At 65.4% G+C, this 14,962-nt stretch carries 15 protein-coding genes and 1 other RNA gene; 4 read left to right on the forward strand and 12 right to left on the reverse strand.

Annotated features, from left to right (window positions below; genetic code table 11):
• Positions 1-93: 93 nt before the first annotated feature.
• The gene (locus tag ABD204_RS12700; protein ID WP_194424535.1) at positions 94-861 is read right to left on the reverse strand and encodes an enoyl-CoA hydratase/isomerase family protein; all 768 of its coding nucleotides are present in this window, start codon (positions 859-861) and stop codon (positions 94-96) included.
• Between the two features lie 139 nt (positions 862-1,000).
• Here ABD204_RS12700 and ABD204_RS12705 point away from each other — a divergent pair, with 139 nt between their 5' ends.
• Positions 1,001-1,567: an AAA family ATPase gene (locus tag ABD204_RS12705; protein WP_194424534.1), complete on the forward strand. Its 567-nt coding sequence runs from the start codon at positions 1,001-1,003 to the stop codon at positions 1,565-1,567.
• On the opposite strand, the gene ABD204_RS12710 is transcribed toward ABD204_RS12705, so the two are convergent.
• From ABD204_RS12710 to arfB, 5 genes are all read right to left on the reverse strand, one after another.
• Positions 1,564-3,348: a DUF2075 domain-containing protein gene (locus tag ABD204_RS12710; protein ID WP_194424533.1), complete on the reverse strand. Its 1,785-nt coding sequence runs from the start codon at positions 3,346-3,348 to the stop codon at positions 1,564-1,566. The genes ABD204_RS12705 and ABD204_RS12710 overlap by 4 nt on opposite strands.
• Positions 3,335-3,655, reverse strand: coding sequence for a nucleotide pyrophosphohydrolase (locus ABD204_RS12715; RefSeq protein WP_194424532.1), 321 nt, complete (start codon positions 3,653-3,655; stop codon positions 3,335-3,337). Before ABD204_RS12715 ends, ABD204_RS12710 begins: the two co-directional genes overlap by 14 nt.
• 157 nt (positions 3,656-3,812) lie before the next feature.
• Positions 3,813-4,895 carry a type I restriction endonuclease gene (locus ABD204_RS12720; RefSeq protein ID WP_194424531.1) on the reverse strand — a complete coding sequence of 361 codons (1,083 nt, stop codon included), beginning with the start codon at positions 4,893-4,895 and terminating at the stop codon, positions 3,813-3,815.
• Positions 4,896-4,926: 31 nt separating this feature from the next.
• The gene (locus ABD204_RS12725) at positions 4,927-5,700 is read right to left on the reverse strand and encodes a potassium channel family protein (protein ID WP_322597591.1); all 774 of its coding nucleotides are present in this window, start codon (positions 5,698-5,700) and stop codon (positions 4,927-4,929) included.
• Positions 5,701-5,874: 174 nt separating this feature from the next.
• Positions 5,875-6,312: an alternative ribosome rescue aminoacyl-tRNA hydrolase ArfB gene (arfB, locus tag ABD204_RS12730; RefSeq protein WP_194424529.1), complete on the reverse strand. Its 438-nt coding sequence runs from the start codon at positions 6,310-6,312 to the stop codon at positions 5,875-5,877.
• A 206-nt stretch (positions 6,313-6,518) separates the two neighbouring features.
• Between arfB and ABD204_RS12735 the strand changes: the two genes are divergently transcribed.
• Positions 6,519-7,943, forward strand: a complete 1,425-nt coding sequence (locus ABD204_RS12735; protein WP_194424528.1) for an HNH endonuclease signature motif containing protein — start codon at positions 6,519-6,521, stop codon at positions 7,941-7,943.
• Between the two features lie 263 nt (positions 7,944-8,206).
• Here ABD204_RS12735 and ABD204_RS12740 read toward each other — a convergent pair whose 3' ends face one another.
• Entirely contained in the window at positions 8,207-9,103 is an 897-nt protein-coding gene (locus ABD204_RS12740; RefSeq protein WP_194424527.1) for an aldo/keto reductase, read from the reverse strand.
• Between the two features lie 114 nt (positions 9,104-9,217).
• Here ABD204_RS12740 and ABD204_RS12745 point away from each other — a divergent pair, with 114 nt between their 5' ends.
• Complete coding sequence (locus tag ABD204_RS12745) at positions 9,218-9,520, forward strand: putative quinol monooxygenase (protein ID WP_194424526.1); 303 nt, start codon at positions 9,218-9,220, stop codon at positions 9,518-9,520.
• A 216-nt stretch (positions 9,521-9,736) separates the two neighbouring features.
• Complete coding sequence (locus tag ABD204_RS12750) at positions 9,737-11,371, forward strand: hypothetical protein (protein ID WP_194424525.1); 1,635 nt, start codon at positions 9,737-9,739, stop codon at positions 11,369-11,371.
• A 75-nt stretch (positions 11,372-11,446) separates the two neighbouring features.
• On the opposite strand, the gene ssrA is transcribed toward ABD204_RS12750, so the two are convergent.
• The 5 genes from ssrA to ABD204_RS12775 all read right to left on the reverse strand — a co-directional run bounded on the left by ssrA (position 11,447) and on the right by ABD204_RS12775 (position 14,960).
• Positions 11,447-11,816: a transfer-messenger RNA gene (gene ssrA, locus ABD204_RS12755) on the reverse strand.
• Between the two features lie 134 nt (positions 11,817-11,950).
• Positions 11,951-12,916, reverse strand: coding sequence for an anti-sigma factor (locus ABD204_RS12760; protein WP_194424524.1), 966 nt, complete (start codon positions 12,914-12,916; stop codon positions 11,951-11,953).
• Positions 12,903-13,451, reverse strand: coding sequence for an RNA polymerase sigma factor (locus ABD204_RS12765; protein WP_322597641.1), 549 nt, complete (start codon positions 13,449-13,451; stop codon positions 12,903-12,905). The genes ABD204_RS12760 and ABD204_RS12765 overlap by 14 nt, the downstream gene beginning before the upstream one ends.
• A 37-nt stretch (positions 13,452-13,488) precedes the next feature.
• Complete coding sequence (locus ABD204_RS12770) at positions 13,489-14,127, reverse strand: class F sortase (protein WP_194424522.1); 639 nt, start codon at positions 14,125-14,127, stop codon at positions 13,489-13,491.
• Positions 14,128-14,135: 8 nt separating this feature from the next.
• Complete coding sequence (locus ABD204_RS12775; RefSeq protein WP_194424521.1) at positions 14,136-14,960, reverse strand: DUF4397 domain-containing protein; 825 nt, start codon at positions 14,958-14,960, stop codon at positions 14,136-14,138.
• Positions 14,961-14,962: the final 2 nt, after the last annotated feature.

Consider the following 14,962-nt stretch of genomic DNA (forward strand, 5'->3'; position numbering starts at 1 on the left):
GAGCGGGCGCGTGTGCCGATGGTCAGCCGTCGTGCGCCGGAGTCCGGGCCCGGTTCGGATACTTCGTCGCCGGATGGCGGCGGGGCCCGTCGATCAGCTCGGCGACCAGGGGAACCGTGGGGCGCGTTGCTCGAAGAAGGCTTGTTGTCCCTCCGCCACCTCGCCGCTTGTCGCGGAGAGCTCGTTCCAGGTGGCGTGCCGTTCCGCCGCGGTGCGGGGGTCGTCGGCGGAGGCGATGAGGTCTTTGGCGGCCATGATCGACAGTTGCGACCGGGAGCGGAGGGTCGCGAGAAGTCGTGCGACGACCGCATCGAGTTCGTCGTCGTCGACGACGTCCGAGAGCAGCCCGTAGGCGGCCGCCTCCGGGGCGGGGAGGTGTCGTCCGGTGTAGAGCAACTGGCGTGCACGCGGCCGGCCGACGATCTCGACCAGCCGCCTGACGCCGGTGGCGGGGTAGACGACGCCGAGCCGCGCGGGGGTGATCGCGATGTTCGCGCTGGTGGCGGCGATCCGCAGGTCGCATGCGCTGGCGAGTTCCCAGCCGCCGCCGATGCAGTTGCCGCGGATGATCGCGATCGTCGGCTTCGGGAAGGCCTCCAGGGCGTCGGTGGCGGCGGGGATGAGGTTCTCGCCGCTGAAGAGGACCCGGTGCAGCTCGGAGATCTCCGCGCCGCTGGAGAAGTGCGCCCCGTCGCCCACGATGCACAGGGTCTGCACGTCGCCTCTGTCTCGAAGCGACGTGACGGTCTCTGCGAGGGACGTCCACATGGATGCGGAGATCGCGTTCGCGCGCGCGGGATTGTTCAGAACGATCCACGCGACGCGGTCGGTCGCGTCGATACGCAGGTCGATTGACGCCATACTCACTCCCGCCCGGGTCCATTCGTCGCTATTGAATACAAACCGGCGCGCGCTCCTGCTCGTACAGAACGGGTCGGGGAGCGTGGCCCGGCGCAGGTGTGCCCGGCGTCGCGCGCCGCGTCCCCGCTATGCTCCGGGCATGCGGATCGTCGTCTCGGGAACCCACGCGATCGGCAAGAGCACGCTGATCGGCGACTTCTCCGCGGCACACCGCGAGTACGAGGTGCTCCCCGACCCGTTCGAACTCATCGATGCGGCCGCAGACGAACCCGACGCATCGACCTACCTCGCGCAGCTCCGTATCTCTGCGGACCGTCTCCTCGACTTCGCCCCCGGCGACGACGTCATCGCCGAGCGAGGCCCGCTCGATTTCCTCGCCTATCTCGTCGCGCTGGACGGCCTCGGCCGCATCCACCTCGACGAAGACGTCCTGGCCCGCGCCATCGCGCTGACCGCGGCGGCCATGGCGTGTGTCGATTTGCTCGTACTGCTCCCGATCACGGTGGACGACGGCGTCCGCGCTCCCGAGGACGAAGACCCCGAGCTCCGCCAGGCGATGAACGACGCGTTGCTGGAGCTCGCCGACGACACGGCGATTGTGGGGTCCGCAAGGACTGTTGAGATCGTCGGCCAACCAGCCAAGCGACTCGCTCGGCTGCGACTCGCGGTCAACCGCCCTGGGCCCGTCGACCACCAACGGGTCTAAGCCGAGTCTGGTTGATTTCTGATCTGTGCGGGTTCGCCCTCTCTCGGAACGATGGCCTGCTCGAAGTAGGCACGCAGCGCAGGGTCACACACATAGACGTACGTCCCGCGCATCCCGCGCGTCAACAAGACGCCATAGATGTTTGTTATGAATTCAAGGAGATCGTCGTCGGAGTAGAAGATCCCGCGCTGCTTGTTGTTCTCTTTGCCCTTCGCATCTCGATACGAGTCGCGATCGATGTAAAGACGCCGACTTCCCGGGTCATATCGAAGATCGTTCCCGATGATCACACCGGCGTAGTTCAGGTCGTAGCCCTGAACGGTGTGAATGGACCCGACTTCCTGAAGCGAGCCAGGGCTGTTGATCCAGTCCTTCGGCTGACTGTTCCAGCGCAGCTTCACGCCGTCGAGCTCGATGTCGTAGGCGTTCTGGTCTCGACGACTCTTCCATTCCCAGGCATATCCGGCGATCAGCCGTGCCAGACCGTACTCTGCGTCACGGGCGATGATTTCCCGCTGCATGTGCGCAAGGTCGTCATACAACCGTAGGTCGTAGTCGCCGAAGTCTGGACGTTCCGCGGGACCGAGTTCTCCGCGCAGCAGCGCGCGCACGAACTCCACATAGTCGCTCCCTGCCCTTACGCGCATTTGCGTCGACAACGGATAGTGGCGGTGTGTCGAACGCGCATCGTCGGTGAGAGTGCGCAACACCTCTTGCGGTAGGTCTGCCGGCCTCACCGTCTGCGCGGCGTCGAGCAGGTAGATCTGGTGACGGCTTCGCGCCCGGATCCAGTCGAGCTGGTTCTTGTGAGGATCGTCGCGTCCAAACAGCTCTTGGTTGATAGCGATGAACCGCCGATTGTTGACACCGGAAGACTGGTTCGCACGCTGATTGAGGCGGTGAGCCTCGTCGACGATGAGCAGATCCCAGTCGTCTGCGGATTCGCCCACGTCAAAAGGCGTCAAGATCTGCGTCGGACTCAGCCTCGGCGTCTTCTTGAAAACACGCTTGACCGATTCCCGAAGGGACTGCTGCGGAACGACGAGCCCGATTCGAAGCATTCTCAGAAGTTCACGGTTCTCGGGGACGAAGAACTCAGCAAACATCGAGTCCGACTCGACCTCGTCACGGTCGTCATAGTCACGAATGTCGGCGAGCAACTTCATCAGGAAGATGGCGACAATCGTCTTGCCTGTTCCTGGATGCCCCTCAATGACACTCGCAGAGGGCGAGGCCGTGGTGAGATCTTCCAGCAGCCCCTCGACGATATCTTCAACGGCGATGGCCTGTTCTGGAGTCAGGACCTTGAACGGTGAGAGCTTGAAGAGGTCGCTGTTCTCGATCTCCGGAATGCTGCGCTCGAACAATCCATCTGCGCGAAGGCGTTCGAAGACGTCCCGAAAACTCTCCCGATAGAGGTCTCTCTCGTAGTACTGCGCGTCAACAATGCCCTCGTTGCCGTTCATCACCGTGAAGCGGCCCTCCCCTGCCAACCAACGGATCAGGTGGGATTCGAGATCGAGAGCTGCCGACTTGTTGAACGTCTCATCGATAACGACGCGCACGCGCCGGAACTGTCCCTTGGCAGGGTTGGCGAGGTGTTGCCGCATACGAGAGCCCGCGTTGACAGTCTCCCCGACGTAGACCGACGTGACGCCGGCCGAGCGAGCATCGTCGAGAACGTAAACGACGGGCCAGTTTCGATGGCGCTCGTTGCTTGAGACCCACGACGCGACGCCGCCCGAGGAGAACTCCAGTCGCTCGATCTCAGAGGGCGTCATACTTCGTGCTCCTCCCCCGCGCACGGTCGACGGGGTACTTCTGCCGCGTCTTCGCCAGCTTCTCCATCACCAACTCATCAGCATCAGCACCAAGTCGCGCGGCGAGCAAAGTGCAGTACGTCAGAACATCTGCGAGTTCCTCGCGCACGTGCGCCTCGTCGGCGTCGTCGTTCCATTGGAAGCACTCGAGGAGCTCGCCAGCTTCGATAGAGATGCTCTTCGCGAGGTTCGCCGGAGTGTGGAACTGCGCCCAGTCACGCTCACCCACGAACTCTTCCAGCGCGGCTCGAACTCGCTCACTCGTCACGAATGCGACCGTACCAGCGCACCCATGTGGCGGCGGGTGAACATGGAGCCATGGCGAGGATCACCATCATTGTGGTTTCGTTGATCTTCCCGCCGGTGATCATCATCCCTCATGGTCGACCGTGACCATTACACACGAGGTGCTTGACCAACACGACCTAGGCGTAGCGATCTACCGCCTCCCGTATCACGTCGGCGTAGGTGTAGATTTCGTCGATGCTGTCGATCGGGTGCCGAGTCTCTGTCTTGTCCGCGTCCAAGAGACCGAGATACTTCTGCTTCGTATTGAAGTGCAGGCGCGCGATCGGCTTACGGTTGTTGTCATCTAGCAGAACCGCGAAGTAGCTCTTGGAGTCGCGCTGCGTGATGCGATGTGGCTTCACAACGGCGCACGAGATGGCCTTCACGATCTGGTAGGCCTCAATCTCCTCGAGCGTCGTCTCAATCTCTGTGTCCCGGGACAGGTCTCGCTCCGCCACGGGCTCGCTCGCAACAGCCTCTTCCTGATCCTCGCTCATGGGGATACCAGCTCCGAGTGCGGTCTTGAGGCGATCGTTGACGCTCTCCGTCAGAAACTGGGTAGAGGCCTTGGCAACAAGCGCGGTGAATTGTTCACGCACCCGCTGCGTGAAGGAACCGTCGTACACCCGCGACGTAAAGAACTTCACCCAGTCATCCGAGGGCTCTCGGAACTGAGCGGCGATCGCACGCTTGATAGCGCCAACATACTTCAACTCCTCGGCTGCATTGATGATCGAGTCCAGGTCGAAACTCGACTTGCTCAGCTTCTGGATCTCAGGAATCAGCGTGTCATCGACATCAAGAAGATCCAGCACTAGGAAAGGCTTTGCGTCCATCCGATTGGGTGCGTCAAGGTCGGTGAAGAACTGCCACACGAGACCATTTGTGAGAATGGCTAGACGCGCATTCGTCACGGCGAAGTATCGGAAGAGCTGAGAAGCGTGCTCAATCTTCAATGTGCCGCGCGAGGGCTTGCATTCAATCAGAATCTGGACTTCGCCATCACGCATGATCGCGTAATCGACCTTTTCGCCCTTCTTCGTTCCGACATCCGCGGTGTACTCAGGCACAACCTCCAGTGGGTCGAAGACGTCGTAGCCAAGAACCGTCGAGATAAACGGCATGACGAACGCGTTCTTCGTCGCCTCCTCCGTGACAATCGCATCGGCCTGATTGGCCACCTTCGTCGCAAGCGCTCCGATGCGCTCAACAAATTCCATCGCGGAATCCCCCCGGATCGTGATTAGACAGTCAACTGCCGAGCGTATCTGACTGTGACACGCGCGAAGGCGTGACCTGTGGAGTGTCCGAACATCCGCGGAGATCCCGCACCATCGCCTTGAGTTCACGAATCTCGTCACGCAGTTCATCTACCTGATCTTGAGTGGCCGCGACGCTCCCGGTCTCTGTCGATACTCGCTCAACGATCCACGACGCCAGCGTCGCGGTCACAACGCCAATGAGCGCGACTCCGCCGATCATCAGGCCAACGGCGACGATCCGCCCCGAGACGGTCGCAGGGAAGTAATCGCCGTATCCAACGGTCGTTATCGTGACGAACGACCACCACACTGCGTCACCGAGGGACTGGATGCTTCCGCCGTGCCCACGCTCTGCGTCAAGCACAGCGAGACCACCAATGAGGATCACGAGAATCGTCGTCCCGATCGTGTACGCCGCGACCTTTCCGCGCAGCATCGAACCGGAGCTGCGTTGTATGATTGCGAGAATCGCCAGGAAGCGCATAAGCCTGAGCGGCCGCAGCATCGGCAACACGACAATCGCCAAGTCGAGAAGGTGGCGAATAAACCATCTACCTCGGTGGCGTGCGAGCGTCAACCTCGCCAGATAGTCAATCCCGAACATGCCCCATGTGACCCAGAGCACGACCTCGGCGACGGCGGAAGCCGACCCCGCGTCTCGCTCTATGATTTGTACTGCATATGCGACCAGGAAGAGCACGGCAGCCGCCGTTAGCGGCCATTCGACAATCTTCTCCCAGCGCTCGAGTCTTTCCCCATACACCCAGGCGAGCATACATACGCGGCGCCAGCCGCTTCATATTCCGACCGAACCGGCCGGCGGCCACCCCACGAGAACGCCCGATACACCCTGCTCGGAGCATCGATGTGCCTGCACGCAGGCCGCGTGAACCTGCGGCCCTGTACGTGAACCGTGTCGAGCTGAAGTCTCTCCGCGTCACTCCGCCGGCGGGCGCCGAAGACGCTTGACGTCGGTACGACGCTTCTTCGCTGAGAGCCGCCGCTCCTGTGAGCCGCGGCTCGGCTTCGTCTTCCGCCTCTTCGGGCCTGGCGGCCGCAGCGCGTCGGCGACGAGCGCGGCGAGTCGGTCTCGTGCGGCTTCCCGGTTGCGCAGCTGCGCGCGATTCTCCGACGCGGCGACCGTGAGCACTCCCCCTGCCAGGCGAGTGGCGAGCTTGTCCGCAATGAGCGTGCGTTGCGAGTCGGATACGACGCTCGATGCCGCCACATCCCAGCTGAGTTCGACACGGGAGTCCGTCGTGTTGACGCCCTGACCGCCCGGACCCGACGAACGGGAGAATCGCCAGACCAGCTCCCCCTCGGGGATCGTGAGACGCCCGTTGACCCGCAGACCGGGGCGCTCAGGGGATGGCATGGCTCCATCCTCCCGGGTCACACGCGAAGCCGCGAGTCGTCCCGCCGGCGGATGCCGGCGAGCTACAGGTAAAGTCGTATCTATGTTCTATCTGCGCCGCGTAAACCACCTCTCCATAGTGCTTCGACCCGGGATGGTTCGCGAGATGTGTGCACAGATCCCCCCTTCATCGAACAAATGTCTGAGGGTGGTGGCATGATGGAGTCATGTTCGAAACGGCCACCTCCCCCGCCGATGTCGCCGCCGCGCGACTGGCGCCGGTGACGGCCGAGCTCGTCGAGATCCGGCGCATGAAGGCCGCTCTCGACGCGCGCGAGGCGCGCGCCCTGGCATCGGCGGGGCAGATCGCCGACGAGTGGGCGGCCGCAGAAGAGACACGCTCCGATGCCGAACTCGCGCGACGTTCGGTCGCGGCCGAACTGGCGGCGGCCCTTCGCGTGTCCGACCGCACGGTGCAACGCCAGGTCGGCGATGCTGAGCGGATGCTGCAGGCATTCCCCGCCACGGTCGCCTCACTCAGCGCGGGGCGGATCTCGCTGGCACACGCACGCGTCATCGTCGAGGCCGGCGACCGCATCCAGCACCCCGAACTCATCGCCGACTACGAGGACAGCGTTCTCCCCTACGCCGAGGCTGAGTCGGCTTCGCGCCTGCGTCCCGTCGCCAAACGCCGCGCCGAGTGGTACCTCGACGAGACCATCCGCGAGAGGCACGCTCACGCCGCCGCGATCCGGTCCGTCCGGGTCGACGACCTCGACGACGGCATGGCCGAACTGCACGTCACCGGCTCCGCCGTTCTCCTCCACGGCGTGCACGACCGGCTGACCCAGATGGCACGCGACGTCGCCGACGCCGAAACCCAAGCGATCCGCGAGGCACGCGAGCAGGTCAAGCTCCAGGCGCGCAAGCTCCGCGACGCCACAGCACCCGAGGCGACCACGGCCGAAGAAGACCTCGACCGTGCGCGGCTCCACCTCGACGACCTGCTCGCGAATCGACGCCCGCTCGACGCCGTCCGCGTCGACATCCTCACCGACATGCTGCTGACCGCAGCACCCGACGCCCACACCGGCACCTCCGACGCGGGGCTCGGCAGCATTCAAGCCACCGTCCAGGTCACCGTTCCCGTCCTCGCGCTCCTCGGGTCCCCCGTCGACGACCCCTTCGACCCGATCACCCTCACCGGGCACGGACCCATCGACCCCGACACCGCCCGAGACCTCGCCCGCACCGCCCCGGGATGGGACCGGATCCTCACCCACCCGATCTCGGGCGCCGTCCTCGGAGTCGACCGCTACCAACCGACCAAAGAGATGCGCCGGACACTCGAAGTGCGCGACCGACACTGTCGATTCCCCGGATGCCGACAATCCGTCTCCCGATGCGACCTCGATCACACCATCGACTGGCAATTCGGCGGTACCACCGTGGTCTCGAACCTGGGACACCTCTGCCGTCGACACCACACTCTGAAACACCACACGCCCTGGGCCGTCGTCCAGAAACCCGACGGTTCACTCGAATGGACCAGCCCCGGCGGACGCGTCTACACCGACCGCCCATCCTCAAGCGTCCACTTCGCGACCGACGCCGAGTTCGACCCCGAACCCGCCGTCCCCGCACCGTTCTGACGCGACCACGGAATAGCCCGCCAGACGGCACAACCCGTCACCGCACAACGCCTCCCCGGCACCGACGACGCGTCATCCATCCCACCGCGTCCACTCGGCGCTCGAGGAGAAGACCGCAACGCACGCAGCACACCACTGCACCCTGCGCGGAGGCATCACGGCGACGAGTCCAAGTGACAAGTGTCAGCGCGCACCAGACGGCGACGACGTACGCCGTGAAAGCGACAACGACGCACGCGGACCCCCTCGGCCGGTGCCGGAACCTACTGCTCCATGTGCAGCCCGACGGCGGCCGAGCAGCGGGAAAGCTCATCCGCCGTCAGCGCCAGGTCGGCAGCCTTGGCCGAATCGGTGATCGACTGCGGTCGACGCGCACCCGGAATCGGGATCACGTGGTCACCGAGCGACAGCTCCCACGCGAGCACCACCTGCTGTGGACTCATATCGTGACCACGCGCGATGTCGGCGAACACGGCGAACCGCTCCCCCACATCCCGCGCGCCACCACCGGTGCCACCCAACGGACTCCACGGCAGGAACGCAACACCCTGCTCCCCGCAGTACGTCAGCTCATCGAAGCTGCCCGGATGCTTCGGCGAGAACTCGTTCTGCACGCTCACCAACCCACCGTCGCCGAGCACCTGCTGGGCGATCTCGATCTCCTCGACACTTGCGTTCGAAATGCCGACCGCCCGCACCTTGCCCTCGTCGCGCAGCGTCTTGAGGTTCTGCATGATGTCGCCATAGACCATCCACCGGTCCGGACGGTGGTACTGATACAGATCGATCGTGTCGACACCGAGGTTGCGTAACGACTTCTCGACCGCCGACCGCAGATACTCCAGCGACCCGTCGCGACCCTTCGAACCGTCCTCACGCCTCGTGATACCACCCTTCGTGGCGACCACGATGTCATCGGTGTTCCCACCCCACGACGCCAGGGCATCGCGCACGATCAGCTCGTTGTGCCCCATCTCCTCGTGGTCTGGCGCGTAGATATCGGCGGTGTCGATGAAGGTCACACCCGCCTCGAGCGCAGCATGCACCATCTCGATCGCCGCGTCACGTTCGGGAAAGACACCGTCCCGGTTCATCGACACCGGCATCGCCCCCAGACCGATCGCCGAAACGGTGTAGGGGCCCAGGGTGCGGTACTTCATGGAGTCTCCTTCGCGGTACGGATGCCTCGTCCAGCCTGACAGCATCCGTCATCCCCCGTCGAGGGTTGACGTGGACGATCGACCTGTGTCGTCGGCGGTCGATACGGTGGGCCTATGACCTTTGCGAACGTGGGCTCACTCGGTGTCCAGCCCGGTCGCCGCGACGACGTGGTGGCCATCCTCACCAGGCGCGGCACAGATCTCGCCGATGCCGGATGTCTGCTCTATGAAGTGGGCACGAACGACGACGACCCCGACACCGTCTTCGTCATCGAGCTGTGGGAATCCGCCGACGCACACCGCGCATCCCTTCAGCTGCCGAGCGTCACGGCGGCGATCGCCGAAGCCATGCCGATGCTCTCCGGGGCCATGGGCGGATTCCGGTTCGACGTCGCCGGCTCGCCCCTGCGCGACTGAACCGTCCGCGTGACTCGGGCCGCCGCGCACAGCTCCTCTGGCGCGTCACGAGCTGGTCTCGTTCGCTCATGGGTTGACTCCCTCGACGAGCGCTCGGGCGCCGCGCACCGATAACGTGGCCATGACGCCGAACCCGAACCGGCCGTCGCGCGTGTCGCCTGAACACCCCGCCGGGCGCAACGCCCCCTCCGTTCCGGATGCCTGCCGAAGGACGCCATGCCCGACCGACGATCACCCCGCACCATCCGTCGAGCCGCCGCGACGGTTTTCGCGACCGCTCTGCTGCTGACCGCCTGCACCGCGACTGCCGAGACCGAAGAGGCCGTCGAGACCCCCACGCCGATCCCCAGCGCGACCGTCTCGGGCCCCACCGACGCCGCCGAGCCCGAGCCCGAGCCCGAGCCCGAGGCGACGCGCTCCCCCGCACCGAGCCCGCCTGTCGCAACCGAGGACGACACCGACGGATCCGGCACCGCCCCGGTCTCAGGAGGCACAACCGCTGACGGCGCCACCGGAAACGGCGCAGACACCGCCGCCTCGCCCTCCCCCGCGCAGTCCTCAGACGACGCCGATGCAGACGCCGATCCCGAGCAGTCGAAGACACACGACGACAGCGTCGAGGTCACCAGCGACATCGGAGGATTGTCCTTCACCTACGGCGACTACTCCGGAGAGGACTTCTCCTTCGACGACGCCGAGTGGAACAGCTCTTCGCAGGTCCTCACCATCGACGTGGAGGGAACGCACGACGGCAGCGACTCGGTCGCGGACTGGTTCAACGACCAGACCGGGGGGCACGCCGTCCACACCGACGCCTCCAGCGACTCCGAACCCGACACCCTGCACTACGCCTTCTGCGGCACCCTCACCTTCAGCGACTTCGCCGGTGCCGGCGTCGAAACCTGCTTCGGGCAGGGCGACAGCGGCGTGAAGTACAACTGGTGGATGGGCGGAAGCGCCTACGACGACACCCGCAACGGGTGCTACATCGACGAAGACGCCACCGATTCGAACGCCACCAGTCTTGTGGCCTGCATCGCGTCCGAAGGCACATCGTCCTACACCTTCGAACTCGATGCCGGCGGCACCCACCCGAACCACCTGTCGTTTTACAGCCCCTCGCGACTTCCCGCGCTCACGGGCACGCACCTGACCGACTTCGTCGACGCGCACCCCGACATGAGCGCCGGCGAGAAAGCTGTGTTCCACACGCTCGCCCGCAAACTCGATGACGATCCGGTGGATGTCCCCACGTCCTGGCAGATCTCCTGCGGCACCGACTGCACCTCCTCGATCACCTCGGGTCAGCTGTGGGCCGGGGTGCACGACACCACGACATACGACGGCGTGCTCTGGACCCATCTGCTCGACGGAACGAACCTCAACAACTACAGCATCAACGTCACCGCCGGTCGCAACGCCAGCGACGATGTGGCCGACTGGTTCGTCGACGCCGTGGGCAGCGGCGGCATGGTCGGAGCCGGCGTCAACGACGGCACCACCGCGCCCGGCAAACTCAATTTCGCCTTCTGCGGTGACCTCACCCCGCAAGGAGGCACGGCCACCGCGAGCATGCCGCTGTGCATCGGCCAGGGGTCGAACTTCGACGACGGCGAGTCCAACAACTGGTGGCTCGGATCCTCGGAGTGGAAGGCGATGGAGTTCGACTCCGCCACAGCCACCGACGCGCTCGAGTTGTTCGTCCCCGTCGACGAACTCGGCCTTCTCCCCAGCATGGACGTGCGGATGCTCGTGAACGTCGACCGCGCCACGGCGCTCTTCGTCCTCAGCGGCAACGTGGTCACCGGCGCGGCCGTCGACGGTGCGGTCTTCCTCGTCGGGCTCGGCTGAACGGCCAGGGGAAAACAAAAGGCCCGGATACCGACGGCGGGAGTCGGCATCCGGACCTTCGGTCCGTGACAACGGTTGTGGAGATGGGGGGAATCGAACCCCCGTCCATCGCTGGGTCGCTGCGGCTTCTCCGGGCGCAGTCTGTGCAGACGTTCTGCTCGGCCCCGACCTTTGTCACAGACACCTAAGTCGACGGGCCCAGCCTGGAAAGAGTCCCGCGTGACGTCCAGACGCCGTCACGCAGCAAGATCCCTAGATGACGCCAGTACCCGTGTCGGGATCACACACGGACTGACGGACTATCGGGCTCGCTTACGCAGCGAGGGCGAAGTCAGACTGCTGCTTTTCGGCAGTTATTGGTTTGCAGGGGGCGTTCACGAGATAACCCTGCATCCTCGGCCCGCTTCACGCAGTTACGCAGACGATGTCGAAACCGATCATCCCCGTGCGTTCCTTCGTGCGAAGGACCGTTGTCACGCTGTGGAGTTGTCAATCCTCGGATCCATGCGACCCGAGCACATCAGGATACAACGGATACCGACTCGCCGCCATTCCCGATACACCCGGATCGACGCATGTTCAGACCGATTCGAGCTCGCCCCGCACGATCGAATCCCCCGAATGGGTCGGGTCGCCATCGAGCGGCTCCTCGGAGATGTCGACCAACACGAACTCGTCGATGTCGATGTCGTCGGGGATCGTGAACGTCCCCTCGTCCCCTTCCAACTCACCCAGGCTGACGATCGCCGATGCGTCGGCGGTGATCAGCCACACCTCGCGGTACGCGTCGGTGCCGGCCTCGTCCGCGTCGAGTTCGACCGTGATGAGGCGCTCCCCGTCGGGGTCTTCGACCACGACCGCCGTCCCGTAGGCGCCGGGATGGTTCGGGAAGGCGTCCAGCGCCGCCGCGGCCAGCTCGGTCGGCGCCGGGCGCAACACCGAGGTCACGCCGACGATCGCCAGCACCGCCGCGATCGACGCGGCGAGGGCGAACATCAGCTTCGTCCAGCGGGGAACACCCCGGGCGGGCCGCGCGTCATCGTCCAGGGCGTCCACCGGCGCCGGGGCATCAGACCCGGACGTGTCGGACGCGGTGCGAGCAGCAACATCGGACGCGGACACGGCATGGGCCGGAGCATCGGACGCGGACGCCGCAGCATCGGCATCGGCATCGGCATCGGCATCGGCATCGGACGCGACTGGAGCATCGGACGCGGCGGGAGCGGCGGGCGAGACATCGTCGACAGGCGGTGACATGTCCGCCACCAGCACCGGGTCGACCTCCACCTCGACAGGATTAGCGACCGCGTCGGGTGCCGACACCGCGGGCACCCCCACCTCGGCGGCGATGCGGTCCCATACCCGCTCGGGCGGTGACTCGAGATCTCCGACCGTGAGGGTCGATCGACCCACGAGTACCGCGCGGCGCAGATCCGCGAGCTCTTGGGCGGTCGCCTCGTCCTCCTGCAGATGCGCCAGTTCGTCGGCCGTGGCCTCTTCGCCCAGCGCAATCAGCGCCAGCCGGTCAGGATCAATGCGCGACATGACTCACCTCCAGTCGTTCTCGTAGTCGTTTCAAACTTCGTCTGATGTGGCTCTTCACCGTACCCAACGGCATCTCGAGCCGGTGGGAGATCTGATCGTGTGTGAGGTCGTCGTAGAACGCGAGCCTCACCACCTTCTGCGCGTCCGGCTCCAACCGGTCGAGCTCATCTGCCAGGAGCAACTGATCGGCCAGATCCACCTCCGAACTGACCAAGCTGTCGGGATCGGTGTAGTGCTGCATCTCATCCTGCAACCGCCGCACACGGGCCCGAGCCTCATGGGTGTCGGCGATCCGACGCCGACAGATGGTCACCAGCCAGGTCGACAGCTTCGCCTTCGACGGGTCGTACTTCTCCCGCGAGGTCCAGGCCGAGACGAACGTCTTCTGCGTGACGTCCTCCGCGTCGCCCCGATCACCGAGTGACCGCAGTGCCAGCGTGAACACGACCGCCGACCACCGGCGGTACACCTCTTCCAGAGCGCGGTCTTCGCCTCGACGGAACCGGTCATACAGATCGAGTTCGTCGGGATCCACGACGCCACCTGCCTTTCGGGTCACCACCTCGGGCGACTCAGGCGGGGACGGCGATCGCGACCACGTTGTCCTGGTACCGGCCGGTGGCGGAATCGAACGCTCCGCCGCAGGTGATGAGGACAAGTGTGCCCTCTCCATCGCGCGAGAACAGCTCATTGACGGGTAGCTCCGCTTTCGGGTAGTAGGTCACGCTCTGCAAGATGTACCGGTGCACCGTCCCCTCGGCGTCGACGACCTCGACCTGCTCCCCCGGTCCCAGGTCGCGGAGGCGACTGAACGGACCGATGGGATAGCCGGGGGCGTCCACGTGCGCCGAGATGACCGTGTTGCCCTGCTCACTCGAAGGGTCCGAGCCCCACCGGTACCACCCGGCGACGGCGGGATCGACGGGCAATTCCATGAACCCGCCCTCCTCGACGCCGACATCCACCACGGGAACCTCGGCATCGATCGCCGGGATGCTGACGAGCGTCGGAGCAACGGAGCGTCGCGGCGGCGAGGGAGTCGCCGCCGCGACCGGCACCTCCACCGACGCTGTCGGGGCCGGTGCCGCCGCGGTGCGGACAGGGGTGGGGGTCGCCGTGGGGGAATCGGCGACGGCCGTCTGCCCGCACCCGGTCAGGGCAAGGGCGATCGCGACGGGGGCGAGTCCCGTCGCGATCACCGTGCGAGGCATGGCGATTCTCAGCGCTCGGCCCGCTTGCGCGAGACGACCACGACCGAGGTGGCCACGGCTGCGGCGACACCGAAGGCTCCGACGATCAGCAGCGTCTGCATCATCGCGTCACGCTCAGCCAGCTGTCCGCCGGTGCCCGAGGGGACTCCGTCGGGTGCCGAGTGCAGTCCGTCGATGGTCTGCACGGCGAGCTGGAGGTTCTCGTCCTCCAGGCTGCCCCACGCGTAGACGATGGTCAGCACGCCTTCTTCGACGGCCACATCGGCCGGCCCGATCACCGGGTCAGTGGTCCCGGTCGCGGCGACGGAGGCCGAGATGGTTCCGGCGGCGAGGTCGAGGCTGGCCTCTTCAGGGTTGGAGAGGTTCTCGATCACCGGGGTGTCACCGGCGAGCACGTCCACCGCGGGGGCGGCGGCATCGTGACGAACGGTCAGTCGGCCTTCGCCGGCGGCGGTCTCGGAGATGTCGTTGACATAGGGGGTGACGGTCGGATCGCCGCCCTCGGTGAGGTGCGCCACCGCGGTGTAGCTGGTGTTGGCCTCGAGGGTCACGCTGATCGGACCGAGGATCGGATCGCTGTCGTCGGCGGCATCCGTCGCCGTCAGGGCGACTTCGTAGTCACCGGCAGCGAGATCCAACGGACCGGCGAGGTCGCCCGGCTGGAAGTCGTCGAGGGTCAGTTCCCCGTTGACGTAGACGTCGACGGGGGTGTCGGGGATGCCATGGAGCACCGAAAGGTCGGCCGTGGTGTCCGAGATGGCGTAGGCGGGGGCCGCGAGTCCGAAAGCAGCGATGGCTCCGGCAGCGATTCCCGCTGCGAGGGTCTTACGCACGA

Source organism: Microbacterium aquimaris (genome assembly GCF_039531285.1).
Classification (GTDB): domain Bacteria; phylum Actinomycetota; class Actinomycetes; order Actinomycetales; family Microbacteriaceae; genus Microbacterium; species Microbacterium aquimaris.

Bases quoted from the DNA above. Each gene is read 5' to 3' on its own strand.
- ABD204_RS12705 (WP_194424534.1), top strand. From the start codon at position 1,001: ATGCGGATCGTCGTCTCGGGAACCCACGCGATCGGCAAGAGCACGCTG.
- ABD204_RS12770 (WP_194424522.1), bottom strand. From the start codon at position 14,127: ATGCCTCGCACGGTGATCGCGACGGGACTCGCCCCCGTCGCGATCGCC.
- ABD204_RS12740 (WP_194424527.1), bottom strand. From the start codon at position 9,103: ATGAAGTACCGCACCCTGGGCCCCTACACCGTTTCGGCGATCGGTCTG.
- ABD204_RS12720 (WP_194424531.1), bottom strand. From the start codon at position 4,895: ATGGAATTTGTTGAGCGCATCGGAGCGCTTGCGACGAAGGTGGCCAAT.
- ABD204_RS12750 (WP_194424525.1), top strand. From the start codon at position 9,737: ATGCCCGACCGACGATCACCCCGCACCATCCGTCGAGCCGCCGCGACG.
- ABD204_RS12760 (WP_194424524.1), bottom strand. From the start codon at position 12,916: ATGTCGCGCATTGATCCTGACCGGCTGGCGCTGATTGCGCTGGGCGAA.
- ABD204_RS12735 (WP_194424528.1), top strand. From the start codon at position 6,519: ATGTTCGAAACGGCCACCTCCCCCGCCGATGTCGCCGCCGCGCGACTG.
- ABD204_RS12710 (WP_194424533.1), bottom strand. From the start codon at position 3,348: ATGACGCCCTCTGAGATCGAGCGACTGGAGTTCTCCTCGGGCGGCGTC.
- ABD204_RS12700 (WP_194424535.1), bottom strand. From the start codon at position 861: ATGGCGTCAATCGACCTGCGTATCGACGCGACCGACCGCGTCGCGTGG.
- arfB (WP_194424529.1), bottom strand. From the start codon at position 6,312: ATGCCATCCCCTGAGCGCCCCGGTCTGCGGGTCAACGGGCGTCTCACG.
- ABD204_RS12745 (WP_194424526.1), top strand. From the start codon at position 9,218: ATGACCTTTGCGAACGTGGGCTCACTCGGTGTCCAGCCCGGTCGCCGC.